The sequence below is a fragment of the Nocardioides sp. BE266 genome (assembly GCF_031457855.1).
Lineage (GTDB): Bacteria > Actinomycetota > Actinomycetes > Propionibacteriales > Nocardioidaceae > Nocardioides.
Window position 1 is genome coordinate 637,557 of the sequence record NZ_JAURTI010000002.1, and the last position, 25,350, is coordinate 662,906.

Genomic DNA, 25,350 nt, shown 5'->3' on the forward strand with positions numbered 1-25,350 from the left:
GCCGACGTGAGCGAGCAGCACGCCCCTGAGCCTGACGAGACCGACGAGGAGTCGGGCCGCCGGCGACTCTTCGCGGCGCTGTCGCGCGGGGAGGACGTGGACGGCCTGACCGAGCGCCTCGCCGCACAGTGGGCGCAGCTGCGCGCCGAGCGGCGCGTCGAGGAGCCGGCCTTCACCACCGGCCCGTCGAACTTCAGCCGCGCCCAGGTGCCCTGGGGCCTCGACCTCGCCGCGGCCTGGTCGTGGCGGCTCATCACCATCGCCGCCGCCGGCTACGGCGTGCTGTGGCTGCTCGGCTACTTCGCGGTGATCACCCTGCCGCTCGCGGTCGCGCTGCTGATCGCGGCGCTCTGCACGCCGGTCGTCAACGCCCTGCGGCGCATCGGCCTGCCCCGTGGGCCCGCCACCGGCCTCGTGATGATCGTCGGCATCGCGAGTGTCGCGCTGTTGCTCACGTTCGTCGGCCAGCAGGTCGCGCAGGGCGCCAACGACCTCGCCGACTCGGTGGTCGAAGGGCTCGGGCAGGTGCGCGACTGGCTGCGCTCGGGCCCGCTCAACGTCTCCGACTCCCAGCTCGACAGCTACATCAAGCAGATGCAGGGAGCCATCACCGACAGCACCGGCACCAACGGCGTGGTCACCCGCGTCACCGAGGTCGGCACGGCGCTCGGCCACGTGGTCGCCGGCTTCTTCATCGTGCTCTTCTCGACCTACTTCTTCCTCTCGGACGGCGCGCGGATCTGGTCGTGGATCGTGCGGATCGCCCCCCGCGCGGCGCGCGAGCGCGTCGACGCCTCGGGTCGCGTGGCCTGGCGCTCGCTGACCCAGTTCGTCCGTGCCACCGTCCTGGTGGCGCTGGCCGACGCGCTCGGCATCATGATCGTCGCCGCGGTGCTCGGCGTGCCGTTCGTGGTCGCCATCGGCGTGCTGGTCTTCCTCGGCGCCTTCGTGCCGATGATCGGAGCGACGGTGGCCGGCACGGTCGCGATCCTGGTGGCCCTGGTCGACCAGGGTCCGGTGACGGCGCTGCTGATGTTCGGCGGCGTGATCCTGGTGCAGCAGATCGAGGGGCACATCCTCCAGCCGTTCCTCATGGGCCGCTTCGTCTCCCTGCACCCGCTCGGGGTGATCGTGGCGATCGGCTGCGGCGTGCTCGTCGCCGGGGTCGCCGGCGCACTCGTCGCCGTACCTCTTGCGGCGGCCGGCAACGCGGTCGCCCAGCACCTGGCGAGCTACACCGACATCGGGGACGACGACCACGACGAGCTCCTCGACGAGGACATCGCGCCACCGCCGACCGAGGGCGACCTGATCCCGGAGGACGACAGCCCCCTGGCCGGACCCGACGCGCCGGACGACGACTCGAAGGACCCCGCATGACCGACCAGGTGAGCCTCGACGACATCCTCGCCGCGCGCGAGATGCTCCGCGAGGTCACGCTCGCGACGCCGATGGAGGGGGCGCGCTGGCTCTCGCAGATGGCGGGCGGTCCCGTGCGCCTGAAGTGCGAGAACCTCCAGCGCACCGGGTCGTTCAAGTCGCGCGGTGCCTACGTCCGCATCGCCCGGCTCTCCGAGGCCGAGCGCGCCCACGGCGTCGTCGCCGCCTCGGCCGGCAACCACGCCCAGGGCGTCGCGCTCGCTGCCACCACCCTCGGCATCACGTCGACGGTCTTCATGCCCGAGGGGGCGCCGATCCCCAAGGAGAAGGCGACCCGGGGCTACGGCGCCGACGTGGTCTTCCACGGCCGCTACCTCGAGGACTCCCTCGCCGCGGCCCGCGAGTTCGCCGAGCGGACCGGCGCGGTGCTGATCCACCCCTTCGACCACGTCGACATCGTCGCCGGGCAGGGCACGCTCGGTCTCGAGATCCTCGAGCAGGCACCTGACGTACGCACCGTGCTGGTGCCGACCGGTGGCGGCGGGCTGCTGGCTGGCGTGGCGGTCGCGATCAAGGCGATGCGCCCCGACGTGCGCGTGGTCGGGGTGCAGGCCGATGGCGCCGCCGCCTACCCGGGATCGCTCGCCGCGGGACACCCGGTGCCGCTGGAGTCGATGAGCACGATGGCCGACGGCATCGCGGTCGGCCGGCCCGGCGACATCACCTTCGCGGCCGTGCGCGACCACGTCGACGAGATCCTGACCGTGTCGGAGGAGTCGCTCTCCCGCGCGCTGCTGTCGTTGGTCGAGCGGGCCAAGCAGGTCGTCGAGCCGGCCGGCGCGGCCGCCGTCGCGGCGATGCTCGACAACCCGACCGGCTTCGAGACCCCGGCCGTGGCCGTGCTCTCGGGCGGCAACATCGACCCGCTCCTGCTGAGCAAGGTGATCCGGCACGGGCTCGCCGCCGCCGGCCGCTACCTCTACCTCCGCGTCCTGATCCCCGACCTGCCCGGCGGCCTGGCCTCGCTCCTCGCCGAGATCAGCGAGGAGGGCGCCAACGTGCTCGAGGTCGCCCACGAGCGGATCTCGCCGTTGCTGACCCTCAACGAGGTCGAGGTGCGGATCCAGCTCGAGACCCGCGGCGAGACCCACGCCGAGCACCTGATGTCCCGCCTCCGCGAGCGGGGCTACCGCCTCGCCGACTGAGCGTCGTACTGCTGCGGGCGGTGCGTGAGGGGGATTCCGGAGGCTCGGAATCCCCCTCAGCCACCGCCCAGACGGTGACTCGCCCGGAAATGCCGAGGAGCGGTGCGTGAGGGGGATTCCCCGCGCGGGAAATCCTCGTCACGCACCGCTCCTGCGGTGAGGCAGATCAGGCCTTGTAGGGCTCCGCGTCGACGATCGTGACGGAGAGGTCCTTGCCGTTGGGGGCGGTGTAGGTGACCTTGTCGCCCTTGGACTTGCCGTTGATCGCAGCGCCCATCGCCGACTGGGGCGAGTAGACGTCGAGGGTGTCGCCGTCGGAGAGGTTCTCACGGGCGCCGAGGAGGAACTTCTCGGTGTCGCCGCCGCCGAAGTCGACGGTGACGACCATGCCGGGCTCGACGACGCCGTCGTTGGCGGGCGTCTCGCCCACCTCGGCGCGACGGAGCATGTCCTCGAGCTGACGGATCCGGGCCTCCTGCTTGCCCTGGTCGTCCTTGGCGGCGTGGTAGCCGCTGTTCTCCTTGAGGTCGCCCTCGTCGCGAGCCGCGGCGATCTTCTCGATGATCTCCTGGCGCTTGGGGCCCCGGAGGTCGTCGAGCTCGGCCTGCAGCTTGTCGTAGGCCTCCTGGGTCAGCCAGATGGTGCCCTGGTCGGTCATGTCACTACTCCTGCTTCAACGTGTGGTGCTCTGGATGCGGGTGTGCCTCAGCGCGACCGCATCTGGTCGGTGGATCTTCTTCCGTCCGATCGAGGTCAGCGCGGCCGCAGACGTGGGCCAGCGCTGCCGGACGGGCAGACCAACAGGCTAGCAAGCAACGGACAAAAGCGCAGGTCGTACGTCTCAGCGCGGGCGCGGCTGCCCGGGGGCGGTGCAGCCGAGCTTCTCGACCGTGGTGGCGCGCCGCTCGGTGCGGATGACCACGTCGTTGGCGCCGTCGACCGGCGTGAAGGCCAGCTCGCCGACGGTCGTGTGGTCCTCGGCGTAGGCCCTCAGCCGGCAGCTCGCGTCGACCCCGTCGCCGAGGTCGACCTGGAGCCGGGCGGTGGTCCCGTGGTCGCTGGTCACCTCGAAGCGCACCAGCTCCGACTGCACGTCGGGAGTGGCGTGGAACCACGCCACCCACGCCAGCCAGGTCAGGCCCACCGCCGCCAGCGCCGCCGCGATCGCGATGGTCACCGGCCGCCGCCACGGGGACGGGGCGCCGTAGCGGTCGGTGAGGTCAGTGGTCACGACGAAGAGGGTAAGTGGCACCTCCTAGACTCGCGCCCATGCCCCAGCCCACCGCTGACCGGACCCGCACCGGGCTCCGACTCATGCACGTCCACGCCCACCCCGACGACGAGTCGAGCAAGGGCGCCGCGTCGACCGCGAAGTACGTCGCCGAAGGCGTCGACGTCCACGTCGTCACCTGCACCGGCGGCGAGCGGGGGTCGGTCCTCAACGCCAAGATGGACCGCCCCGAGGTCTGGGAGAACATCACCGAGATCCGCCGCGAGGAGATGCACCGCGCCCGCGACATCCTCGGCATCCGGCAGGACTGGCTCGGCTTCATCGACTCCGGCTGGCCCGAGGGCGACCCCAAGCCGCCGCTGCCCGAGGGCTGCTTCGCGCTCGTCCCGCTGGAGGAGTCGACCGAGCGCCTGGTGCGGCTGATCCGCGAGTTCCGCCCGCACGTGATGACGACGTACGACGAGCGGGGTGGCTACCCGCACCCCGACCACATCCGCTGCCACGAGGTCTCCGTCGCCGCCTACCAGGCCGCCGGCGACCCCGAGCGGTTCCCCGACGCGGGGGAGCCCTGGCAGCCGATGAAGCTCTACTACCACCACGGCTGGAGCTGGGCGAAGACCAACGCCCTCCACGAGGCGATGCTCGCCCACGGCCTCGAGTCGCCCTATGCCGAGCGCCTCGCCACCTGGGAGCGGGAGCCCGACTGGGACGACCGGATCACCACCCGGGTGCCGTGCGGGGAGTACTTCGGCGTCCGTGACCAGGCCCTGCTGGCCCACGCGACGCAGATCGATCCCGACGGCATGTGGTTCGCGATCCCGCGCGAGATCCAGCAGAAGACCTGGCCGACCGAGGACTACGAGCTGGTCGAGAGCACGGTCGAGAGCACCCGTCCGGAGGACGACCTCTTCGCCGGCATCCCGACGCCCGCTCCCTGACGTCCGAGTGGGATGATGGGGACATGCTCGCGCTGCTGATCACCCTCGCCGACGACCCGACGCCGACGGACAACGAGGTCGTCGCGGGTCCGCTGGGATTCGCGATCTGGATCTTCCTGATCCTCGCCGTCGTCGTGCTCGGCTTCAGCCTGGTCAAGCAGCTGCGCAAGGCGCAGGCCGCCAAGGACGCCGGGCTCTACGGCGACGAGCCGGTCAAGCCGGAGGAGAAGGCCGACAGCGAGGGCTGATCAGTGGCGCACGACCCGCACCACGCAGTCCCAGGCCGTACGACGTACGTCCCCGCCGTGCTCGTGGTGCGACGGATCGGCTGACCTGACCTCCCGCGCCACGCGCTCGGCGCGCACCACCTCGACCTCGAGCCCGGCGAGGTCTGCGAGCACGTCGTCGGCGGTCATCAGGACCGCGGGGTCCTGGGGCCCGCCCGTGCCCTCGGTGAGGTTGGTCGAGTCGTGGGCCACCAGCAGCAGCGTGCCGCCCGGCCGCAGCATCGTGAACGCGCCCCGCACGGAGCGACGGCGCTCCTCCGCGGGGAGCTGGAGGTAGGCGATCACCACCAGGTCGACGGGACCGGGCGGCGTCCAGGCAGTGGCGTCGGCGCAGACCCACGTGACGTCCAGGTCGCCCGCGAGGCGTGAGCCCTTGTCGAGCGCGACCTGCGAGAAGTCGACCGCCGTCGCCGACCAGCCGCGGGCGGCGAGCCAGATCGCGTTGCGTCCCTCGCCGGCGGCGAGGTCCACGGCCGTGCCGGGGGAGAGGTCGGCCAGCTCGGCGGCGACGAGCTGGTTGGGCTCGCGAGACCACACCAGCTCGCTGGCGGCGTACTTCGCGTCCCACGCCCGCGCGTCCATCAGCCGTCCGCCTGCAGGCGCAGCCCGGCGAGTGCGAGGTCGAGGGCCGCGAGGAACTGGTCCTTGTCGTCGTGCCCGGCGAACTCGTCGGCGATCTGGTGCACGAACGGGAAGTCCGCGGGGTCGAGGCGACGCCAGGTGGCGGCAAAGCGGCCGAGGAACTCCTCCCGGTCCACGGCGCCGTCCAGCACCTCCTGCGGCGGGTCCTGGCCGATGTCCGCCGCCGTGCCCACCACGATCCCGACGACCGCCGACACCGCGTGGAACCGCTGCCGGGTGGTGAGGTCGAGCCGCAGGGTCTGCTGCCCGAGCAGCTCGTAGAGCCGCAGCGAGTTGTCCTGCACGTCGGTGTTGCGCATGAAGTACGACGCCAGCCAGGGGCGGTCGACGATCGCGTCGAAGAGGGTCACCGCCATCGCGCGCAGGTCGTCGATCGGGTCGTCGCTGACCGGCAGGTCCTCGAGGGAGGCGAGGACCGGCCCGAGCGCGTGATCGGTCGCCCGGTCGAGCAGCTCCTCCTTGCCGGCGACGTACCAGTAGATGCTGCCGACGCCGGTGCCGAGGCGCCCGGCCAGCGCCCGGAAGGTCAGCGCGCCCTCGCCGGACTCGTCGAGCAGCGCGACCGCGCCGTCGAGCACCGTCTCCATCGAGTGCGACGCGCGCCGGCGCCCGCCGGCGGGCGGCCCGGCGGCACGGGTGCGGGGAGGCGTCATGGGGTCGATCCAACCACAGCTTGCGTTTCTATCGAACATCGTTCTATCTTATAGAACGTCGTTCGATATTCGACGACCACTCGAGAGGAGGCCCTCCATGAGCACCACAGTCCCCGCCCCCAGTCCGGCCCGCACCTATCCGTCGCTGCGCGCCGCGTGGATCCCGATGGCCGCGCTCTGCCTGGCCTTCTTCGTCGAGATGGTCGACAACACGCTGCTCTCCATCGCGCTCCCCACCATCGGCCGCGACCTCGGCAGCGGCACGACCGCGCTGCAGTGGGTCACCGGCGCCTACTCGCTCACCTTCGGCGGCCTGCTGCTGACCGCCGGTTCGCTGGCCGACCGGCTCGGCCGCCGTCGCGTGCTGCTCGTCGGCCTCACCGTCTTCGGGCTGCTCAGCCTCTGCGTCGTCGCGGTCTCGACCGCCGGCGAGCTGATCGCGCTGCGGGCCGGCCTCGGCATCGCGGCCGCGGCCATGGCGCCGATCACCAACTCGCTGGTCTTTCGCCTCTTCGAGGACCAGGCGCTGCGGATGCGCGCGATGACCGTGATGATCGTGGTCGGCATGTCCGGCTTCATCCTCGGCCCGCTGCTCGGCGGCACCGCGCTGGCCCACGTGCGCTGGGAGTGGCTGCTCGTCGTCAACGCCCCGATCGCGCTCGTCGCCTGCATCGGCGTACGCCTCGGGGTGCCGGCCGACCGGCCCGAGGACCTCACCGACGACTCGCTCGACCTCCCGGGCGCGGTGCTCAGCGTCGCCACCATCGGCCTGGCGTGCTTCTCCCTGACCAGCGGCGTCGAGCACGGCTGGACCTCGCCGCTGACCCTCGCGTCGATCGTCGGTGCGTTGCTCGCGGGCATCGGCTTCGTGCGGCGCGAGCGGACGGCGGCGGAGCCGATGCTCGACCTGCGGTCCTTCGCCGACGGCACCGTGCGCGGCGCCGCGATCGCCCAGATCGGCACCTCGATCGCCATGGCGAGCGTGATGTTCGGGCTGATCCTGCACTTCCAGTACGCCTGGGGCTGGAGCGCGGTGCGTGCCGGCCTGGCCAACCTGCCGCTCATCGTGACGATGATCCTGGCGACCCCGCTCTCGGAGTGGCTCGCCGCCCGCTTCGGCCACCGCGTCGCGTGCCTGGTCGGCGCCGGCCTGCTGGCCGGGTCCCTCGCCGGCCTCTCCTGGAGCGTCAGCCACGGCTACCTCGCCATCGCCGCCTGCATGGTCGTGATGACGATCGGGCTGCGCACGGTGATGACCATCTGTGCGATCGCGCTGGTCGACGCGATGCCCGAGAACCGTACGTCGATGGCCGCGGCACTCAACGACACCGCCCAGGAGGTCGGCACCACGATCGGCACCGCCGTCGTCGGCACCCTGATCGCGGTGCTCGTGACCACGACGCTGCCGGCCGGGACGTGGAGCCACGCCCTCGTGACGTCGTTCTTCCACGGGGAGCGGATCACCTACGCCGTGCTGGCAGTGGTGGTCGGCGTGGTCGCCGCCGCGGGCGCGCTGACGCTCACCGACTCGCACTCCACCGAGGAGCACCACTGACGTCCGTCAGGCGGTGACCCAGGTCCCCGCGCGCATCACCCGCACGACCTCGAGCCGGTCGTCGAGCACGACCAGGTCTGCCCGGCGGCCGGCCTCGAGTGCGCCAACATCCTCGAGGCCCCACGCGGCGGCAGGTGCGGTGCTGGCCGCGTGCACGACGTCGAGCAGCGGCAGCCCAGCCTCGCGCGCTGCGAAGCGGACGGCGGCGGCCATGGTGAGGGTCGAGCCGGCGATCGCGCCGGTGCCGGTGCCGTCGGCGAGCCTGGCCACGCCCTCGCGCACCTCGATCGCCATCGGGCCGAGCTCGTAGTCGCCGTCGGGCGCACCGGCGGCGGCCATCGCGTCGGTGACGAGGATGCACCGGCCCGGCTTCGCGGCGAAGACGGTGCGCAGCACCGCGGGGTGCAGGTGGACGCCGTCGGCGATCAGCTCGACGTCGACGGGGGAGTCGAGCAGCGCGCCGACCGGGCCGGGGTCGCGGTGGTGCAGCGGGCGCATCGCGTTGAAGAGGTGGGTGCCGAGCCGGGCGCCGGAGTCGATCGCCGCGCAGGCCTCGTCGTACGTCGCGTCGGTGTGGCCGATCGCCGCGACGACGCCACGCTCGGCGAGGAGGCGTACGGCGTCTGTGCCCCCGGCCAGCTCGGGCGCGAGGGTGACCATCCGGACCGCGCCGTCGCCGGCGTCGAGGAGCGCCTCGACCGAGGCGGGGTCGGGGTCGCTCAGCGACCCGGGCTGGTGGGCGCCGGAGCGGCGCGGGCTCAGCCACGGCCCCTCGAGGTGTACGCCGGCGAGCCGGCCGTCCTGCACGAGCAGGGCGAGCTCGCGGACCGCGGCCGCCATCCGCTCGCGGGTGTCGGTGACCAGGCTGGCCGCCATCGACGTGGTGCCGTGGGAGAGATGGGTGTCGGCCACGACCCCGGCGGCGTCCGCCGTACCGGTGTCGAAGGAGGCGCCGCCGCCGCCGTGGACGTGGAGGTCGACGAACCCCGGCGAGACGGTGACGTCGCCGAGGTCGAGGTCGGCCGCGCGAGGCGGTGCGCCCTCGCCGACCTCGGTGATGCGGTCGCCGTCCAGGAGCAGCCACCCCGGCGCGAGGATCCGCGCCGGGGTGACCACCTGGGCAGCCGTGAGGAGGACGCTCACGCGGTGGTGTCCGCCTCGACGAGGGACTCCTCGCCCTCCTCCTCGCGACCGGGCGTCTTGAGGTTCCACTTCCTGATCACGAACCGGAAGAGGAAGTAGTAGAGCGCCGCGTAGGCCAGGCCGATCGGGATGATCAGCAACGGCTTCGTCGCGATGTTGAAGTTGAGGGCGTAGTCGAACAGGCCGGCGGAGAAGCCGAAGCCGTCCTTGATGCCGAGCGCGTTGACCAGGGCCAGCGACGTGCCGGTGAGCACGGCGTGGATGACGTAGAGCGGCCACGCCACGAACATGAACGCGAACTCGAGCGGCTCGGTGACGCCGGTGAGGAACGAGGTCAGCGCGGCGGACAGCATGATGCCGCCGACGGCCTTCTTGGTGGCGGGCTTGGCCTCGTGCCAGATCGCGAGCGCCGCAGCCGGCAGCGCGAACATCATGATCGGGAAGAAGCCGGTCATGAACGCGCCCGCCGTGGGGTCGCCGTGCAGGAAGCGGGCGATGTCGCCCGTCCACACCGCGCCCGACGCGTCCTCGTAGGAGCCGATGAGGAACCACGGCCCGGAGTTGAGGATGTGGTGCAGGCCGAGCGGGATCAGCAGGCGGTTGAGGGTGCCGTAGACGAAGCCGCCGGTCACGTCGTTGGAGGTGACCCAGTCGCCGAGCGAGGTGAGGCCGGCGTCGAAGCCCTTGTAGAGGAAGCTGGTGGCGACGGCGATGAGCATCATCGTGATGGCGGTGATGATCGGGACGAAGCGGCGGCCGCCGAAGAAGGCGAGGTAGGGCGGCAGGGAGATCCGGTGGTAGCGCTGCCAGAGCCAGGCTGCGACGAGGCCGGACACGATGCCACCGAGGACGCCGTAGTTGATCAGCTGCTGCTCGGCATCGCCCTCGGGGAGGCCGAGGATGGTCGGCGACATGGCCTCGCCCACGCCCTTGAAGACGAGGTAGCCGACAACGGCGGCCAGTGCGGTCGAGCCGTCGGCCTTCTTGGCCATGCCGATCGCCACGCCCAGCGCGAACAGCAGGGGCAGGTTGTCGAAGATCGCACCGCCGGCCGCGCCGATGACGGCCGCGACGTCGGTCCAACCGAGACCGTCGGCGCCGAGCAGGTCGGGCTGGCCGAGGCGCAGCAGGAGCGCTGCGACGGGGAGGGCGGCGATCGGGAGCATGAGGCTGCGCCCGAACTTCTGGACGGGCGCGAGGTTGAACCTGCGCTTCTCCGTGCCAGTGGAGGTGGTACCGCCCGAGGCGGCGTCCTGGGTCGTCACGATGGATCCCTTCTGGTGGAGCTGGTTGTGCGGGTGGGGGTTGAGGTGGTGGTGGTGGTGGGTGTTGCGGTGGGGCCGAGAGTCATCTGGACCTGGTAGCGGTCGCCGCGGTAGCGCGAGACGACGTACTCCAGGGGGCGTCCGGCGGCGCTGGAGACGCGGCGGAAAACGAGGAGCGGGGTGTGGACGGGGGCCTCGAGCCGGCGGGCGGTCGCGCCCTCGGCGGCCTCGCCCCACAGCGTCTGCTCGGCTGCGTCGATGACGAGGTCGTAGCGCACGTCGAAGAGCGTGTAGAGCGAGCCGGAGAGGTCCTCGGCGTCGAGGTCGGGGAGCAGCGACTTCGGGTACCAGCCCTGCTCGATGGCCATCGGCTGGTTGTCGGCGAGCCGGATCCGGTCGATGCGCCAGGCGGTGCCGCGCGCACCGAGGCGCAGCGCCTTGGCGACCTCGGCGGGCGGGCGCTCCTCGTCGACGCGCAGCAGCCGGGTGGAGGGGGTGAGTCCGCGGCGCAGCATGTCCTGGGAGAACGACGCCAGGTGCAGGCGGCTCTCGACGCGGGGCCGGGCGACGAAGGTGCCCTTGCCCTGGATGCGGTGCAGCAGGCCGCCGGCGACGAGGTTGTCGATGGCCTTGCGGACCGTGGCGCGCGAGACGTCGTACGTCGTCATCAGCTCGCGCTCGGAGGGGATCGCGACGTCGGGACCGAGCTCGCGCACGGCCAGCTCGGCCAGCACGTCGCTGAGCTGCGCGTGCTTGGGCCGGGGGCCGTCGTCGATCCTGCGGGTCATCTCGTCCTCTCGACGTCTGCAGGTTTGATTGGTACGGTCTGGTACGTACCAGTTGGGAGAGCATGACCCCAGCGCCCCGACCCTGTCAAGGACCGCGATGAGCACCACCCCCACCACCCCCACCGGGCACCACACCCGGATGGCCTCCGAGATCGCCGAGCAGCCCGAGGCCGCGCGCCGCACCCTCGACCACCTGCTGCCCGAGCGCGACCGCCTCCGCGGCCTCTTCGCCGACCGCCGCCGCGTGCTGCTGGTGGCCCGCGGGTCGAGCGACAACGCCGCGATCTACGGCCGCTACCTGCTCGAGGTCGCCGCCGGCGTCCCGGCCTCGCTGGCTGCGCCCAGCGTCGCCACCCACTACCGCGCCCGGCTCGACCTCTCCGACACCGTCGTCGTCTCGGTCTCGCAGTCCGGGTCGACGACCGAGATCGTCGAGACCCAGGAGTGGGCGCGCTCCTGCGGCGCCGCGACCGTCGGCGTGACCAACGTCGAAGGATCGCCGCTGGCGGAGTCGGCCGACGTCCCACTCGTCACGCAGGCCGGTCCGGAGGTCGCCGTACCTGCCACCAAGACCTACCTCACCCAGCTGGTCGCGCTGGGCGTGCTGGCCGACGCGCTCGGCGCGGACGTCGCCGGCGACCTCGCCCGGGTGCCCGACGCGGTCACCGGGCTGCTCGGCCATGACGTCTCCGTGGCGTCGGAGGCGCTCGCCGCCGCCGACCGCGTCGTCGTCTCGGGCCGCGGGCTGCTCCTCGGCACCGCACTGGAGACGGCGCTGAAGATGGAGGAGACCTGCCTGCGCCCGGTGCGCGGCTACTCGTACGCCGACCTGCGCCACGGCCCGATCTCGGTGGTCAGCGAGGGCCTGCTCGCCGTGCTGGTCGGCTCCGCGCACGGCCCGCTGGCCGAGCCGATGGCCGACCTCGTCCGCGACCTCCAGGGCCGCGGCGCCCGCGTGCTCGGCCTCGGCGGCACGCCCGAGTTCGCCGGCCTGTGCGACGTGCACCTGGCCGGCCCGGACCTCCCCGAGACGGTCGAGCCTGTTGCCAGCATCGTCCCGGCGCAGATGATGATCGAGCAGATGGCGCTCCGCATGGGGCTCGACCCCGACAACCCGCGCGGGCTCAACAAGGTCACCGCGACCGAGTTCGCCGGCACCGACTCCTGAACCAGACCCAGATCCACTGAACGAGAGGAACACCCATGAGCAGCAAGGCAGAGCAGATCCTGGCCGGCCTCGGCGGCGCGGACAACGTCGTCGAGATCGAGGCCTGCATCACCCGTCTGCGCACCGAGGTCAAGGACGGCTCCCTCGTGGACCAGGCCGCCCTCAAGGCCGCCGGCGCGCACGGCGTGATGGCCAGCGGCACCGTCGTCCAGGTCGTCGTCGGCCCCGAGGCCGACAACCTGGCCGACGACATCGAGGACCTGATGTGACCGACGTCCTCTCTCCCTGCCCTGGGCGCGTCATCGCGATGACCGACGTGCCCGACCCGGTCTTCGCCGAGGAGATGGTCGGCCCCGGCGTGGCCATCGAGCCCGACGCCGGACCGACCACCGTCGTCTCGCCGATCGCGGGCACCGTCGTGAAGGTGATGCCCCATGCCTTCGTGGTGCTCGGCGACGGCGTGGGCGTGCTGGTGCACCTCGGCATCAACACCGTCCGCCTCGGCGGCGCGGGCTTCGAGGTGCTCGCGACCCAGGGATCGCAGGTCGCGGCCGGCGACGAGATGGTCCGGTGGGACCCGGCGAGCATCCCGACCTCCCACGAGGGTCACGAGCTCTCGACCGTGGTGCCGATCGTGGTGATGGACGCCCCGAAGGGCTCCGTCGCCAGCGATGCGATCGGCGCCCATGTCGACGCCGGCGACGTCCTGTTCGCCACCGCATGACGGGCATCTCCGCACTCCTGCTCGACCTCGACGGCACGCTGGTCGACTCCGAGCCGCTGCACCGGGCGTCGTACGTCGCCTGGTTCGCGCACCGCGGCTGGGAGCTGCCCGACCTCGGGATCTTCACCGGTCGGCGGGCCCAGGACGTCTTCGCCACCGAGCCCGGCCCGTGGTCGGGGGAGGACCCCGACGCGCTGGCCCGCGAGGTGATCCCGTTCATCCCCGAGGGTGCGCCCGAGCCGATCGCCGGGGCCCGCGAGCTCGTCGAGGCGGCCCGCGCGGCCGCCGTACCGGTCGCGATCGTCACCTCGGCCGGCCCGGCGTGGGTCGAGCTCTCCGTCGTCGACGCCCTCGGGCTGCCGCTGGAGGCGATCGACGTCGTGGTCACCGCCCGCGACGTCACGGCCGGCAAGCCCGACCCGGCTGGCTACGCGCTCGCCTGCGAGCGCCTCGGCGTCACCGCCGCCGATGCGCTGGCGGCCGAGGACTCCCCGGCCGGGGTGCTGGCCGCCCTCGGAGCGGGCGTGGGCGACGTACGCGGTGTCGCCAGCACCCACGCGCGCGAGGCCCTGCTCGAAGCCGGTGCCACCGACGTGCACGACGACCTGCGCCCGCTGCTCGGCCTGGTCTAGGGGCCCGGCGTCCAGACGTCGCTGTTGTCGATGATCCGCTCGATCTCGGCCTTCAGGTGGCGAGCGATGACCCCACCCGGGTCGTGGTCGACCTCGATGCCCTCCACCTCGTCGTGGACCGAGCCGACCACGAAGATGTTCTCGTCGTTGTACTCGTTGGCGGGCGCGGTGTAGTTGAAGGAGCCGGCCACCACGACCTGCTCGTCGATGACCATCAGCTTGTGGTGCAGCTTGCGCAGGTGCTCGAAGGGCCCGTCCTTGCGCGGCACGAAGAGCTCGATGTTGGGGTGCACCAGCCAGGGCGGCGCGGCCCAGTCGTGAGCGGCCTGGCCGCGATCCAGGACGCCGCGGATCTTCATCCCGCCGCGCGCGAGCGCGAGCATCGCGTCGTCGATGCCCGAGGAGCCGGCGAAGGTGAAGATCGCGAAGGTGATCTCCTTCGTGCCCTTGAGCATCTGCTTCATGATCTCGAGCTCGGGCGTGTGGTCGGGCCCGAAGAGCACCTTCACCGGCACCCCGGCGAGGTCGTAGGTCTTCGGCACGTCGCCGTGCATGCCGCGGCCGAAGGAGCCGCGTCGCAGCTGCTCGACCTCGGTGGCGTACTGCCGGCACACGAAGGCGTTGCGGAAGACGAAGACGTGGTTGAGGTTGTGGTGGCAGTCGGTGACGGTGAAGTTGGCCGATCCCGAGAGCAGTGCGGAGGTCGGCACGGCGGTGCCCTCGTAGTCCCGCAGCGCGAACTTCTGGTGGAAGATCTTCGGGTTGTAGTCACCGCGCACCTGCACGTCGGAGCGCAGCAGCGCGGCCAGGATGCGGCGGTTCTCGGCGAGCTCGGTCTCGTCGGTGCCCCACTGCACCCGCAGCAGCGCGTCCTCGGGCGTCTCGCCGGCCTTCGGGACCGGGAGGGTCGGTGGCGTGCCGGCCAGCGGCGAGCGGAGGTAGTCCTGCTCGAGGAAAAGCTCGACGCGTACGCCGCGCCAGCTGGCGTCGAGGAGCGCCTGCGCGATCACCGCGTTGTCCAGCTCCTGCACCGCGACTGCGAGCGACGTGCGAGCGCCGGCGATGAAGTCGGAGATGACCGTCTCGAGGTCGTCGGCGGCGCCGAGCTCCGTCGGCCCGACGTAGGCCTCGATCTTGCCGCTCGCGAAGATGGTCATGACACCGCATTGTCCTCCGACGGGCGGTCGCCGACAGTCCTCGCGTGCGGGCGGCCCGGGTCGTCGTACGCCGGTGTCGGCTCGCCGGCGCGCAGGGCCTCGAGCTGCGCACACACCGCGGTGCCGTAGAAGAACGCGATCGACGAGAGCAGGGCCCAGAGGAGCAGCGCGAAGACGCCGGCCAGCGGGCCGTAGACGCTGCCGAACGACCCGCTGAGCGAGACGTAGGCCGCCAGCCCGACGGTGGCGAGCGCACTGAGGAGCACCGCGATCCCCGACCCGAGCGCGAGCCAGGACAGCGCCGGCTGGCGTCGCCGCGGGGCGTGGTCGAGGAGGACGGCGATGGTGAGCACGAGCAGGGTGAGGCCGGCGGGCCAGCGCAGCACGTTCCACGTGTCGAGCGCCCCGTCGGACCAGCCGTAGCTCTCGACCATCGCGTCGCCGAAGGCGCCGCCGCCGACGATCATCAGGAAGCCGACACCGACGGGGACCGCGAGGATCGCGGTGAGGACCGCCGCTCGCCCGTACTTCGCCACCGCCTTCCGGTCGCGCCGGATGCCGTAGATCCGGTTCGCGCCGCGCTCGACCTGCGCCATCGCGGTCGTCATCGAGACCAGCGCGAAGCCCAGGCCGAGCACCAGCGCCACCTCGCCGGCGCGCTCGGACTCGTCGGACTTCTCCACCGCCGAGGTGAGCGCGTCGCTGTCGCCGGCGCCGGGGGACAGGGAGTCGACGACGTGCGCGACCACCGCCGCCGGTCGCTCCTCGTCGATGTCCGAGGCCAGTCCGGTCAGGGCGAGCAGGAACGGCACCACCGCCAGGCAGGCCTGCAGCGCGAGCGCGCGGGAGTTGGTGAAGCCGTCGCCGTAGCGGAAGCGCACGAACGACTCGACCGCGATCGCCCGCAGGCCGTGCTGCCACGCGAGGTGCCACGCGTCGAGCGCGTCGAGCTCGTCACCGTCCATCTCCGTGGTCACGGGCACGGTCCGGGCAGTGGTCATGGCGGCACCCTAGGCTGCCTGGCGAGCGGCCTCCTCCAGTGCGGCGACCGCGGCGGTGGCGTCGGGTAGGACGCGCATCTCCTCGGCGACGGCCCGGCACCGCCGGCGCATCGCGGCGTCGGCCAGGACGTCCTGTGCTGCCTGGGTGATCGCACCGGGTCGGCAGGTCGCGGCGTCGAGGGCCGCCGCCAGGCCGAGCTCGGCTGCCCGGACCGCGTTGTGCGGCTAGTCGGCGCCGAGCGGGAGCAGCAGCGAGGGGAGTCCGTGGGCCAGCGCTGCCATCAGGCTGCCCGACCCGGCGTGCGAGACGACCAGGTCGACCGTGGGCAGGACGTCTCCCTGCGGCACGAAGCGCTCCACGCGCACGTGCGGCGGCTGGGCCCCGAGGTCGGCGGGGTCGAGCTCACGCCCGATCGTCAGCAGGACGTCGGCGTCGAGGTCGCGCAACCCGGTCAGGAGCCGATCGAAGAGGTCGCCCGACCCCTTGTTGAAGATGGTGCCGAGCGTGACGTAGATGCTGGGACGGCCCTCGTGCTGCCGTGCGTCGGAGACGGCGGCGGACCGGTAGTGCAGCGGCTCCACCTGCAGCGGCGCGTCGGGGCTGCGGAAGCCGGGCGCGACGTCGGACAGCACGAGCCCCGACGTCAGGCGGGTCAGGCCGGGGTCGGCAGGCAGCCCGTGCTCAGCACGTACGACGTCGAGCCGGGGCGCCACCAGCTCGGGCCGGACGAGCAGGCCGGAGGCGAGGACCACGTGGGTGGCGACCGGCACGTCGGCCCGCTCGGCGGCGATCGTCGTGCCGAGGTCGGTCTCGTCGCGCAGGACCAGGTCGGGGTGGAAGCCCGCGATCACGTCGGGCACGGCGCCCGCCATCCGCCGGGCACCGCGGTCGGCGAAGTTCTCGGCGAACTCGACCTCCGTCGACCGGGCGTCCATCACCTCCAGCGGGTCGCGCGCCCGGCTCGTCGGGGTCTGGTCGTGGTGGGGCCGCGGGCTCGTGGCGAAGGCGGCGAACCCCGCCTCCTCGATCCGCGGGACCAGTCCGCCCGAACCCGCGATCGCGACCTCGTGCCCGGCATCGCGGGCGGCACGCGCGACGGGGAGGAGCGGGGCGAGGTGGCCGAGACCGCCGACGAAGGTGATGAGGAGGCGCATGGTGGGACCCACCCTAGAAGTCCCCTCGGGCCGAGCAGCGGGTGCCGCGTTCGCCCGGAACAGGTGATCCGCGACGGTGGACAACGGATCTAGCGTCGTGTCGCACGGCCCGACCGGTCGGGCGTGCCGACGACCGCGCGGGCCGCCGCGCGGGGGAGGAGATCGCGATGTCACACACGACCACCTCGGCGGACCAGTCCGACCGATCTTTCGCATGGGCGTTCGGGATCAGCGTCTTCGCCGCAGCCATGCTCGTCATGTCCGGTGTGCTGCAGGCCCTGGAGGGCCTCTCCGCCATCCTCGCCGACGAGATCTACGTCGGGGGGCCCTCCTACTTCCTCACCCTCGACCTCACCGCCTGGGGCTGGTTCCACCTGGTCCTCGGCATCGTCGCAGCCGGAATCGGGGCAGCCATCCTGGCTGGCCGCACGTGGGCGGTGGCGGGCGGGATCGTGATCGGGTGCCTCGCCGTGATGGCGCACTTCCTCTTCATCCCGCAGTACCCGTGGTGGTCGATCGTGGCCATCGCCTTCAACCTGCTGATCATCTGGTCGCTGTGCACGCGCGTGGACCGCGACCACACCCTCACCTGAGACGACCGGGAAGCACGGCGGGCCCCGCAGCCGCCGCTGCCCCCGAGGTCAGCCTCGGCTGACGCCGATCTGCGCCAGCCACCGGCTGGCGAACGTGTCCGGCGGCAGGCCCTGGGTCACCAGGTGGATGCCGGCCTGGAACGCGAACACCACGAGCCCGAGCGCCGCGGCGGTGATGACCATGCCGTTGACGTTGCGCGGGAACCGGCTCGGCACGGTGCGGACGCGGTGCCACCCGCCCACCAGGCCGGAGGTCACCACGGCGGACACGATGCTGGCCAAGGCCGCGCCGAGCACGGTGCCGAGCATGCCCATGCGTCCGATCAGGATCGCCGACGTCGCAGCGGCGGTGGCGCCGGCGACGAGCTGGGGAAGGCTGAGGTCGAGGAGGGGCTGGCGGTCGGGGGTCTCGTCAGGTGCAGGCATCTCGCGAAGGGGGTGGGGTACAGGGGGCTTCCCCAGTACGACGACCGGCCGCGGCGGATCGTTGCGTGACTCCGCTCACCACGCAGACATCTGAGGACGGCATGGACGTCCGTGGCCCCCGATCACGTTCACCACGTCCTCAGATACCCGAGCACGCGCGAGCGGAGCGAGCGCCAATCAGCGCAGGGAGTACGTCGCCAGGGAGACGCCGACGTAGTGCGCGGCGAAGGCGAGGACCGTGAAGGAGTGGAAGACCTCGTGGAAGCCGAACCAGCGGGGTGAGGGGTTGGGGCGCTTGAGGCCGTAGACCAGGCCGCCGACCGTGTAGAGGATGCCTCCGGTCGCGACGAGCACGAGCGTGGCGATGGCGATGCCGGAGCTGAACCGGTCGGCCCCGTCGACGAACTGCGGGATGAAGAACACCGCCGCCCAGCCGAGTGCGAGGTACATCGGGAGGTAGAGCCAGCGGGGCGCGTCGATCCAGAACACCCGGAACAGCACGCCCGCGATCGCCGCGCCCCACACCACGGCGAGCAGCGTCGTACGTGCGGTGCCGTGCAGGAAGAGCAGGGCGTAGGGCGTGTAGGTGCCGGCGATCAGCACGAAGATGTTGGCGTGGTCGAAGCGCCGCAGGAACGCCCACGTGCGGGGCGACCAGGTGCCGCGGTGGTAGATCGCGGAGACGGTGAAGACGAGCAGCGCAGACAGCGCGAACGCGGCGGAGCCGATGCGCGTGGAGGCGGTGGGGGAGAGCGCGACGAGCACGATCCCCGCGGCCAGGGCCAGCGGTGCGGTGCCGGCGTGCAGCCAGCCGCGCAGCTTGGGCTTGACCTCGGCCATCTTGTCGGCCATGAGCTCGCCGGCACGCTCGACGGCGTTCTCGACGCGGTCGCGCGGCGTCACGAGCGGCTCTCCACGGGATGGACCATGGTCCAAAAGTACCGGTCTCTCGGTGACGCGCGCAGCCGTTGGCGACGAGTGCCCGATCACACGGCGTTACCATCGGCGGGTGGTCAACGTGAAGGACGCCGTGCGACGGGTGCTCTACCCGGCGTACGAGTCCCGGGTCGTGAAGTTCCTCCCCCAGGACCGCATCCCGCAGCACGTCGGCGTGATGCTCGACGGCAACCGCAGGTGGGCCAAGGCCGTCGGCCTCAACACCGCCGAGGGCTACCAGGCCGGCGCCGACAACATCCGCCCGCTCCTCGGCTGGTGCGAGGAGGTCGGGGTCAAGGTCGTCACCCTGTGGCTGCTCTCCAGCGACAACCTCACCAACCGGCCGCCCGAGCAGATGACCGGTCTGCTGAAGATCATCGAGGGCGCCGTCGAGTCGCTCGCCGAGGCCGGACGCTGGCGCATCCACCCGGTCGGCGCGCTCGACCTGCTGCCGACCGAGACCGCCGAGCGGCTCAAGGCCGCCGAGGAGGCCACCCGCGACATCGACGGCATCCTGGTCAACGTGGCCGTCGGCTACGGCGGGCGCCGCGAGATCGCCGACGCCGTACGCGCCCTGCTCGCCGACCACGCCACCAAGGGCACCTCGCTGGAGGAGCTCGCCGACCTGATCGACGTCGAGCACATCGCCGAGCACCTCTACACCAAGGGCCAGCCCGACCCCGACCTGGTGATCCGGACGTCCGGCGAGCAGCGCCTCGGCGGCTTCCTGCTGTGGCAGTCGGCGAACTCGGAGTTCTACTTCTGCGAGGCGCTGTGGCCCGACTTCCGCCGGGTCGACTTCCTGCGTGCGATCCGTGCGTACGCCGCCCGCGAGCGCCGCTTCGGCGGTTGACGAATCGTTACCGTCTGCTCACCCCACGTTCGGGCGTGTCGACCAATTCCGTGGCAAGTCCGGGCGTACGTTCGCGACATCGGCAGGTGGGGAAGCTTGCCGTACCGGGAGGCAGCCTTGAGCACTCTGATGGGAGCTCTCCGGTCCGTTGAATGACATCGGGCCGGGCGAGGAGTGCGCGCGCCGACCCAAAGCAAGGGGTTAGTCGTGGCCAGCAGCAAGACCTCATCGCCCAGCTCCGCATCGCCCAGCGCCGACCGTCGCACGTACGTCCTGGACACCAGCGTCCTCCTCGCCGATCCGGGGGCGCTCAGGCGCTTCGCGGAGCACGAGGTCGTGCTGCCGGTGGTCGTGATCACCGAGCTGGAGGGCAAGCGGCACCACCCGGAGCTCGGCTTCTTCGCCCGCTCGGCACTGCGGTCCCTCGACGAGCTGCGGATCCTGCACGGTCGCCTCGACGAGCCCGTGCCGATCGGCACCGAGGGCGGCACGGTCCGGGTCGAGCTCAACCACACCGACCCCGAGTCGCTGCCGTCGGGCTTCCGCCTCGGCGACAACGACACCCGGATCCTCGCTGTCGCCCGCAACCTCGCCAACGAGGGCCACACGGTCACCCTGGTCTCCAAGGACCTCCCGCTACGGATCAAGGCGTCGGCGGTGGGACTCGACGCCCAGGAGTACCGCGCCGAGGCCATCAGCGACTCCGACACCGGCTACACCGGCATGACCGAGCTCGAGGTGCCGGCCGCCGACCTCGACGAGCTCTACGAGGACGGCGTGATCGACCTCGCCGACGCCCGCGACCTGCCCTGCCACAACGGCCTGGTCCTGCTCTCCGAGCGGGGTACGGCGCTGGGCCGGGTGGGTGCCGACAAGCGGGTCCACCTCGTGCGCGGCGACCGCGATGCCTTCGGCATCCACGGTCGCTCCGCCGAGCAGCGGGTCGCCCTGGAGATGCTGCTCGACCCCGAGGTCGGCATCGTCTCCCTCGGCGGTCGCGCCGGCACCGGCAAGTCGGCGATGGCGCTGTGCGCCGGGCTCGAGGCCGTGATGGAGCGCCGTCAGCACAAGAAGGTCGTCGTCTTCCGGCCGCTGTTCGCCGTCGGCGGCCAGGAGCTCGGCTACTTGCCGGGCTCGGAGAACGAGAAGATGTCGCCCTGGGCGCAGGCCGTCTTCGACACCCTCGGTGCGCTGACCGGCAAGGACGTCATCGACGAGGTGATGGACCGCGGCATGCTCGAGGTGCTGCCGCTGACCCACATCCGCGGCCGCTCCCTGCACGACTCCTTCGTGATCGTCGACGAGGCCCAGTCGCTGGAGCGCAACGTGCTCCTGACGGTGCTCTCCCGGATCGGGGCGAACTCCAAGGTGGTGCTGACCCACGACGTCGCCCAGCGCGACAACCTCCGGGTCGGTCGCCACGACGGCATCGTCGCGGTCGTGGAGAAGCTCAAGGGCCACCCGCTCTTCGCCCACGTGACCCTGACCCGCTCCGAGCGCTCGCCGATCGCCGCGCTCGTCACGGAGATGCTGGAGAACGTCGTCCTCTGACCGTCTCCTGTAACGCCGGGTTAGTGCGACTACCCACCCCCGTGCATCACGGTGGGTACAAGCAGTAACCCGGCGTTACAGCGCGATGTGGCCGACGGCACGCGCGGCTCGCGAGGCTGATGGGGTTGATGTGTCTCACGGGTCGGTTGTGACGCAAGGGACATGGTCAATTCGGGCGTTCGGTTTGCACGCCCTCGGAGCCTCATGCATGGTGGCTCGTGACCGTTTCGTGATCTTGGTCGTGAGCTGGGTCGGGGGACCCGGCTCCGTCGCCCCGAAATCGGCCGGTCGTCCGTGCGTCCCCCGCGTCGTGCACACCCCTGTCGTCAACCCCCCGTGAGCTCCTGTGTCGAAGTCTGACAAGTACGTCCCCACCCACCGCGCCCCCGGCAAGCACAAGGCCAAGCGGGCTCCCCGTCGAGCCCTGCGCTCGGGCATCGCCCTGACCGGTCTGGCTGCTGCCGTGACCGGGATCAGCATCTCCGGCGGCCTGCTCTCCCAGGCCCCCGACCTGACGCCGGCGTCCGCCGACGTGGCGGAGACCAGCTCCGGCGCCCCGACGAGCGATGTCACGATGAGCGCCGCCGAGCTCGAGCAGCGCGAGGCCAGCACCCCGGTGTCCCGCTCCGCGCGCCGGGTGCGCCAGGCCGCTGAGAAGCAGGCCGCGCTGTCGGTCTCCTCCGGCGCCGCCGTCACGAAGTCCGAGAAGCTCTCCGAGGGCGACCCGCGCGACATCGCCCGCGCGCTCCTGCCGGCCTACGGCTTCTCGTCCGACCAGTTCTCCTGCCTCGACTCCCTCTACATGAGCGAGTCGGGCTGGCGCATCGACGCCGACAACCCGACCTCGTCGGCGTACGGCATCCCGCAGGCGCTGACGTCGATGCACGACCTCCCCGCCGACTACATGACCTCGGCCGAGTCGCAGATCCGCTGGGGCCTGGAGTACATCCAGGGCTCCTACGGCACCCCTTGCAGCGCCTGGAGCTTCAAGTCCAGCCACGGCTGGTACTGAGCGGCTGAGCCGCCGAGGCCCCCAGAGGGCCATCAAGTGGACCACCCGATGGACCATTGGTCCAGCCCGATCTAGTCAGATCCGACCGAACCCTCGCGCCGAGGCCCCGCGCGGATGCACGCTGTCGCCCTCAGGGTTGGGTGATGCGGTCCGCTCGTCCGCAGGGGGGACGGGCGTACTGCCTCCCCCTGTCAACTGCTGTCACTGCAGGAGCGCGTCGGCCGCCGACACCAGCAGCCCGCCCAGCATGAACGCGGTGATCGCCGCCACGAGCGTGGGCGTCGCGAGGTCGGGGATGAAACGCCTCGCGCCCACGGGAGTCGCGCCGTGGAACTCGTGGGTCAGGGCGTGGCCCTTGCCGCGGGCGAGCAGGTAGCGGTTGACCGGCCAGGCGGCGAAGAACGCCACCGTGAGCGCCAGCATCATCGAGAGCCAGAACGTCGGGTTCACCAGGCCGGCGTCCATCGCACCCGGCACGACCGCCACCACGAGGTTGTCGACCGCCTCCATCGTCGCGATCGAGAGCGTGTCGGCAGCCAGTACGACGGTGAGCGCTGCGCCGACGCTGAGCCCGGCCCGCAGCAGCGGCAGGGTCGAGAGCGTGTAGCCGAAGACGAACGACAGTGCGATCGCGATCGCGATGGTGGCGAGGTTGCCCAGGCCCAGCGCCGTCCCGACGACCAGGCCGAGGATCTCGCCGATCGCGCAGCCGGTGAGGCAGTGCAGCGTGGCCGCGACGGCCATCGCGTTGGTGCTGCCCATCTGGTGGTGCTCGTGACTGCCGTGGTCCATGCCCGCCAATATACCCCTAGGGGGTATATGTGTCGACCGGGGTCAGTCGGCTGAGGGCTTCGTCATCGACGTCACGTCGAGGGCGGAATCGAGCTGCTCCTCGGTGAGGTCGCCGCGCTCCACGAAGCCCATCGCGATGACGGTCTCCCGGATGGTCGCCCCGTCCGCGAGCGCCTTCTTGGCGACCTTGGCTGCCTGCTCGTAGCCGATGTGGCCGTTGAGCGGCGTGACCACCGAGGGTGAGGACTCGGCGTAGCGCCGCATCCGGTCGGCGTCGGCGGTGATGCCGTCCACGCACCGCTCGGCGAGCAGGACCGTCGAGGTCGACAGCACGTGGATCGACTCGAGGAGCGCGTGCGCCATCACCGGCATCTGTACGTTGAGCTCGAACGATCCGGACGCACCGGCCCAGGCGATCGTCGCGTCGTTGCCGACGACCCGCGCACAGACCATCAGCGTGGCCTCGGGGAGCACCGGGTTCACCTTGCCGGGCATGATGCTCGACCCCGGCTGGAGGTCGGGGAGGTGGATCTCGGCGAGGCCGGTCGTCGGGCCGGACGACATCCAGCGCAGGTCGTTGCAGATCTTCGTCAGGCCGACCGCGAGGGTGCGGAGCACGCCCGACAGCTCCACCAGCGAGTCGCGGGTGCCCTGCGCCTCGAAGTGGTCGCGCGCCTCGGTGAAGGGCTGGCCGGTCCGCTCCGACAGCGCGGCGATCGCGCGCTGGGCGAAGGCCGCCGGCGTGTTGATGCCGGTGCCCACGGCCGTGCCGCCGAGAGGGAGCTCGCGGACCCGGGGGAGGACCGCCTCGAGCCGCTCGACGGCGAGGCGGAGGGTGGCGGCGTACGCCCCCATCTCCTGGCCCAGCGTGACCGGCGTGGCGTCCATCAGGTGGGTGCGCCCCGACTTCACGGTGTGGGCGAACTCGGTCGCCTTGCCCTCGAACGACGTCGCGAGCCGGTCGAGCGCCGGGAGCAGGTCGTCGACCACCGCGAGCGTCGCGGCGACGTGGATGCTCGTCGGGAACGTGTCGTTGCTGCTCTGCGAAGCGTTGACGTGGTCGTTGGGGTGGACCTCGACGCCGGCCTTCGCGGCCAGGGTCGCGATGACCTCGTTGGCGTTCATGTTCGAGCTGGTGCCCGAGCCGGTCTGGAAGACGTCGAGCGGGAACTCGCCGTCGTGGTCGCCGGCGACGACGGCATCGGCGGCGTCGACGATCGCCTGCGCCTGCTCGTGGGTGAGCACGCCGAGCCCGGCGTTGGCCGTCGCAGCGGCCGCCTTCACGTGCCCGAGCGCCTGGACGTGGCGTGGCTGCAGGGTCAGCCCGCTGATCGGGAAGTTCTCGACCGCGCGCTGCGTCTGCGCCCGCCAGAGGGCGTCGCGAGGCACCTCGACCTCGCCCATCGAGTCGTGCTCGGTCCGTGTCCCTGCAGCCTCGGAGGTCATGCCTCGAACCTAGCGCGAGCGTTCAGCGGCCCTTCCAGACCGGCTTCCGCTTCTCGGCGAAGGCCTTGAAGCCCTCCAGCCCGTCCTCGGAGGAGTAGAGCGTCTCGACGGTCGGCAGGCTGCTCGTGGTGACGAGGTCCATCGCCTCCTGGAAGCGCAGCGACTCCGCGACCCGGGCGGTCTCCTTGATCGCGGCGAACACGAGCGGCGGGCCGGATGCGAGCAGCCGGGCGGTCTCCCACGCTCGCGCCCGGACGGCCTCGTCGTCGGCCAGCACCTCGTTGACCACCCCCCAGCGCGCCGCCTCGGCCGCACCCATCCAGCGTCCGGTCAGGAGCAGCTCCATCGCGACGTGGTACGGCATCCGCTTCGGCAGCTTGATCGTCGCGGCGTCGGCGAGGGTGCCGGCGTTGATCTCGGGGAGGCCGAACTGGGTCGACTCCGAGGCGTAGACCAGGTCGCACGAGAGCGCGAGCTCGAAGCCACCGCCCATGGCCAGGCCGTGCACGGCGGCGATCACCGGCTTGTTGAGGTCGGGCAGCTCCTGCAGCCCGCCGAAGCCACCCACGCCGTAGTCGCCGTCGACGGCGTCCCCGTCGGCCGCGGCCTTGAGGTCCCAGCCGGCGCAGAAGAACTTCTCGCCCGCCGTGCGCACGATGGCCACCCGCAGGTCGGGGTCGTCGCGGAAGTCGGCGAAGACCTGCCCCATCGCCCGGCTCGTGGCCAGGTCGATGGCGTTGGCCTTGGGGCGGTCGAGGGTGACCTCCAGGACGCCGTCCTCGCGGACCAGGTGCAGGACGTCGGTCATCTCAGGCTC

Annotated in this window: 28 protein-coding genes; 13 read left to right on the top strand and 15 right to left on the bottom strand. The window is 71.7% G+C overall.

Going from position 1 to position 25,350, the window contains the following annotated elements:
- Positions 1 to 6: 6 nt before the first annotated feature.
- Both J2X46_RS07435 and ilvA read left to right on the top strand, forming a co-directional pair.
- Positions 7 to 1,380 carry an AI-2E family transporter gene (locus J2X46_RS07435; protein WP_310248719.1) on the top strand — a complete coding sequence of 458 codons (1,374 nt, stop codon included), beginning with the start codon at positions 7 to 9 and terminating at the stop codon, positions 1,378 to 1,380.
- Positions 1,377 to 2,585 carry a threonine ammonia-lyase gene (gene ilvA / locus J2X46_RS07440; protein WP_310248722.1) on the top strand — a complete coding sequence of 403 codons (1,209 nt, stop codon included), beginning with the start codon at positions 1,377 to 1,379 and terminating at the stop codon, positions 2,583 to 2,585. The genes J2X46_RS07435 and ilvA overlap by 4 nt, the downstream gene beginning before the upstream one ends.
- 166 nt (positions 2,586 to 2,751) lie before the next feature.
- On the opposite strand, the gene greA is transcribed toward ilvA, so the two are convergent.
- On the bottom strand, positions 2,752 to 3,243 hold the full coding sequence (gene greA / locus J2X46_RS07445; protein ID WP_310248723.1) for a transcription elongation factor GreA: 492 nt from the start codon (positions 3,241 to 3,243) through the stop codon (positions 2,752 to 2,754).
- 183 nt (positions 3,244 to 3,426) lie between these two features.
- Positions 3,427 to 3,816: a DUF4307 domain-containing protein gene (locus J2X46_RS07450; protein WP_310248725.1), complete on the bottom strand. Its 390-nt coding sequence runs from the start codon at positions 3,814 to 3,816 to the stop codon at positions 3,427 to 3,429.
- A 38-nt stretch (positions 3,817 to 3,854) separates the two neighbouring features.
- On the opposite strand from J2X46_RS07450, the gene mca reads away from it, so the two are divergent.
- Both mca and J2X46_RS07460 read left to right on the top strand, forming a co-directional pair.
- Positions 3,855 to 4,754 (top strand): mycothiol conjugate amidase Mca, encoded by a 900-nt coding sequence (mca, locus tag J2X46_RS07455; RefSeq protein WP_310248728.1) that lies wholly within the window; start codon positions 3,855 to 3,857, stop codon positions 4,752 to 4,754.
- A gap of 23 nt (positions 4,755 to 4,777) precedes the next feature.
- Entirely contained in the window at positions 4,778 to 5,002 is a 225-nt protein-coding gene (locus J2X46_RS07460; protein WP_310248729.1) for a hypothetical protein, read from the top strand.
- Here the strand turns inward: J2X46_RS07460 and J2X46_RS07465 are convergent, their stop codons facing one another.
- Together J2X46_RS07465 and J2X46_RS07470 are read right to left on the bottom strand one after the other, a co-directional pair.
- A complete protein-coding gene (locus tag J2X46_RS07465) occupies positions 5,003 to 5,623 on the bottom strand; it encodes a class I SAM-dependent methyltransferase (RefSeq protein WP_310248731.1) in 621 nt (206 codons plus the stop codon). It lies immediately after the preceding gene.
- Positions 5,623 to 6,336, bottom strand: coding sequence for a TetR/AcrR family transcriptional regulator (locus J2X46_RS07470; RefSeq protein WP_310248733.1), 714 nt, complete (start codon positions 6,334 to 6,336; stop codon positions 5,623 to 5,625). Before J2X46_RS07470 ends, J2X46_RS07465 begins: the two co-directional genes overlap by 1 nt.
- 97 nt (positions 6,337 to 6,433) lie before the next feature.
- Here J2X46_RS07470 and J2X46_RS07475 point away from each other — a divergent pair, with 97 nt between their 5' ends.
- Entirely contained in the window at positions 6,434 to 7,891 is a 1,458-nt protein-coding gene (locus tag J2X46_RS07475; RefSeq protein WP_310248737.1) for an MFS transporter, read from the top strand.
- A gap of 6 nt (positions 7,892 to 7,897) precedes the next feature.
- On the opposite strand, the gene nagA is transcribed toward J2X46_RS07475, so the two are convergent.
- From nagA to J2X46_RS07490, 3 genes are read right to left on the bottom strand one after another with little or no spacing between them, the layout of a single operon-like run.
- Positions 7,898 to 9,034 (bottom strand): N-acetylglucosamine-6-phosphate deacetylase, encoded by a 1,137-nt coding sequence (nagA, locus tag J2X46_RS07480; RefSeq protein WP_310248740.1) that lies wholly within the window; start codon positions 9,032 to 9,034, stop codon positions 7,898 to 7,900.
- Complete coding sequence (locus tag J2X46_RS07485) at positions 9,031 to 10,299, bottom strand: PTS transporter subunit EIIC (protein WP_310248743.1); 1,269 nt, start codon at positions 10,297 to 10,299, stop codon at positions 9,031 to 9,033. The genes nagA and J2X46_RS07485 overlap by 4 nt, the downstream gene beginning before the upstream one ends.
- On the bottom strand, positions 10,296 to 11,087 hold the full coding sequence (locus tag J2X46_RS07490) for a GntR family transcriptional regulator (protein ID WP_310248745.1): 792 nt from the start codon (positions 11,085 to 11,087) through the stop codon (positions 10,296 to 10,298). Before J2X46_RS07490 ends, J2X46_RS07485 begins: the two co-directional genes overlap by 4 nt.
- 97 nt (positions 11,088 to 11,184) lie before the next feature.
- On the opposite strand from J2X46_RS07490, the gene J2X46_RS07495 reads away from it, so the two are divergent.
- Genes J2X46_RS07495 through J2X46_RS07510 form a run of 4 tightly spaced genes read left to right on the top strand, consistent with a single transcriptional unit; the run spans position 11,185 to position 13,611 of the window.
- Positions 11,185 to 12,255 (top strand): SIS domain-containing protein, encoded by a 1,071-nt coding sequence (locus tag J2X46_RS07495; protein WP_310248748.1) that lies wholly within the window; start codon positions 11,185 to 11,187, stop codon positions 12,253 to 12,255.
- Between the two features lie 35 nt (positions 12,256 to 12,290).
- Positions 12,291 to 12,524, top strand: a complete 234-nt coding sequence (locus J2X46_RS07500; protein ID WP_056908300.1) for a glucose PTS transporter subunit EIIB — start codon at positions 12,291 to 12,293, stop codon at positions 12,522 to 12,524.
- Complete coding sequence (locus tag J2X46_RS07505) at positions 12,521 to 12,979, top strand: PTS glucose transporter subunit IIA (protein WP_310248752.1); 459 nt, start codon at positions 12,521 to 12,523, stop codon at positions 12,977 to 12,979. Before J2X46_RS07500 ends, J2X46_RS07505 begins: the two co-directional genes overlap by 4 nt.
- Entirely contained in the window at positions 12,976 to 13,611 is a 636-nt protein-coding gene (locus J2X46_RS07510) for an HAD family phosphatase (protein ID WP_310248754.1), read from the top strand. The genes J2X46_RS07505 and J2X46_RS07510 overlap by 4 nt, the downstream gene beginning before the upstream one ends.
- Here the strand turns inward: J2X46_RS07510 and J2X46_RS07515 are convergent.
- The 3 genes from J2X46_RS07515 to J2X46_RS07525 form a co-directional block, all read right to left on the bottom strand.
- Positions 13,608 to 14,768 (bottom strand): phospholipase D-like domain-containing protein, encoded by a 1,161-nt coding sequence (locus tag J2X46_RS07515; protein WP_310248757.1) that lies wholly within the window; start codon positions 14,766 to 14,768, stop codon positions 13,608 to 13,610. The two genes, J2X46_RS07510 and J2X46_RS07515, sit on opposite strands and share 4 nt — an antisense overlap.
- A complete protein-coding gene (locus J2X46_RS07520; RefSeq protein ID WP_310248759.1) occupies positions 14,765 to 15,769 on the bottom strand; it encodes a YihY/virulence factor BrkB family protein in 1,005 nt (334 codons plus the stop codon). Before J2X46_RS07520 ends, J2X46_RS07515 begins: the two co-directional genes overlap by 4 nt.
- Before the next feature lie 225 nt (positions 15,770 to 15,994).
- A complete protein-coding gene (locus J2X46_RS07525) occupies positions 15,995 to 16,924 on the bottom strand; it encodes a glycosyltransferase (RefSeq protein WP_310248761.1) in 930 nt (309 codons plus the stop codon).
- A 167-nt stretch (positions 16,925 to 17,091) separates the two neighbouring features.
- On the opposite strand from J2X46_RS07525, the gene J2X46_RS07530 reads away from it, so the two are divergent.
- The gene (locus J2X46_RS07530) at positions 17,092 to 17,517 is read left to right on the top strand and encodes a hypothetical protein (protein WP_310248764.1); all 426 of its coding nucleotides are present in this window, start codon (positions 17,092 to 17,094) and stop codon (positions 17,515 to 17,517) included.
- 48 nt (positions 17,518 to 17,565) lie between these two features.
- On the opposite strand, the gene J2X46_RS07535 is transcribed toward J2X46_RS07530, so the two are convergent.
- Both J2X46_RS07535 and J2X46_RS07540 read right to left on the bottom strand, forming a co-directional pair.
- Positions 17,566 to 17,943, bottom strand: coding sequence for a hypothetical protein (locus J2X46_RS07535; RefSeq protein ID WP_310248766.1), 378 nt, complete (start codon positions 17,941 to 17,943; stop codon positions 17,566 to 17,568).
- Positions 17,944 to 18,120: 177 nt separating this feature from the next.
- Positions 18,121 to 18,846 carry a hemolysin III family protein gene (locus J2X46_RS07540; RefSeq protein ID WP_310248767.1) on the bottom strand — a complete coding sequence of 242 codons (726 nt, stop codon included), beginning with the start codon at positions 18,844 to 18,846 and terminating at the stop codon, positions 18,121 to 18,123.
- A 106-nt stretch (positions 18,847 to 18,952) separates the two neighbouring features.
- Here J2X46_RS07540 and J2X46_RS07545 point away from each other — a divergent pair, with 106 nt between their 5' ends.
- The 3 genes from J2X46_RS07545 (at position 18,953) to J2X46_RS07555 (ending at position 22,295) form a co-directional block, all read left to right on the top strand.
- Complete coding sequence (locus J2X46_RS07545; RefSeq protein ID WP_310248770.1) at positions 18,953 to 19,732, top strand: isoprenyl transferase; 780 nt, start codon at positions 18,953 to 18,955, stop codon at positions 19,730 to 19,732.
- A 207-nt stretch (positions 19,733 to 19,939) separates the two neighbouring features.
- Entirely contained in the window at positions 19,940 to 21,283 is a 1,344-nt protein-coding gene (locus tag J2X46_RS07550; protein ID WP_310248773.1) for a PhoH family protein, read from the top strand.
- A 346-nt stretch (positions 21,284 to 21,629) separates the two neighbouring features.
- Positions 21,630 to 22,295 (top strand): lytic transglycosylase domain-containing protein, encoded by a 666-nt coding sequence (locus tag J2X46_RS07555; RefSeq protein ID WP_310248776.1) that lies wholly within the window; start codon positions 21,630 to 21,632, stop codon positions 22,293 to 22,295.
- A gap of 201 nt (positions 22,296 to 22,496) precedes the next feature.
- Here J2X46_RS07555 and J2X46_RS07560 read toward each other — a convergent pair whose 3' ends face one another.
- From J2X46_RS07560 to J2X46_RS07570, 3 genes are read right to left on the bottom strand one after another with little or no spacing between them, the layout of a single operon-like run.
- Positions 22,497 to 23,087 (bottom strand): DUF4396 domain-containing protein, encoded by a 591-nt coding sequence (locus J2X46_RS07560; RefSeq protein ID WP_310248779.1) that lies wholly within the window; start codon positions 23,085 to 23,087, stop codon positions 22,497 to 22,499.
- A 42-nt stretch (positions 23,088 to 23,129) separates the two neighbouring features.
- Positions 23,130 to 24,533 (bottom strand): class II fumarate hydratase, encoded by a 1,404-nt coding sequence (locus J2X46_RS07565; protein ID WP_310248782.1) that lies wholly within the window; start codon positions 24,531 to 24,533, stop codon positions 23,130 to 23,132.
- A gap of 22 nt (positions 24,534 to 24,555) precedes the next feature.
- Positions 24,556 to 25,341, bottom strand: a complete 786-nt coding sequence (locus J2X46_RS07570) for a carnitinyl-CoA dehydratase (RefSeq protein WP_310248785.1) — start codon at positions 25,339 to 25,341, stop codon at positions 24,556 to 24,558.
- Positions 25,342 to 25,350: the final 9 nt, after the last annotated feature.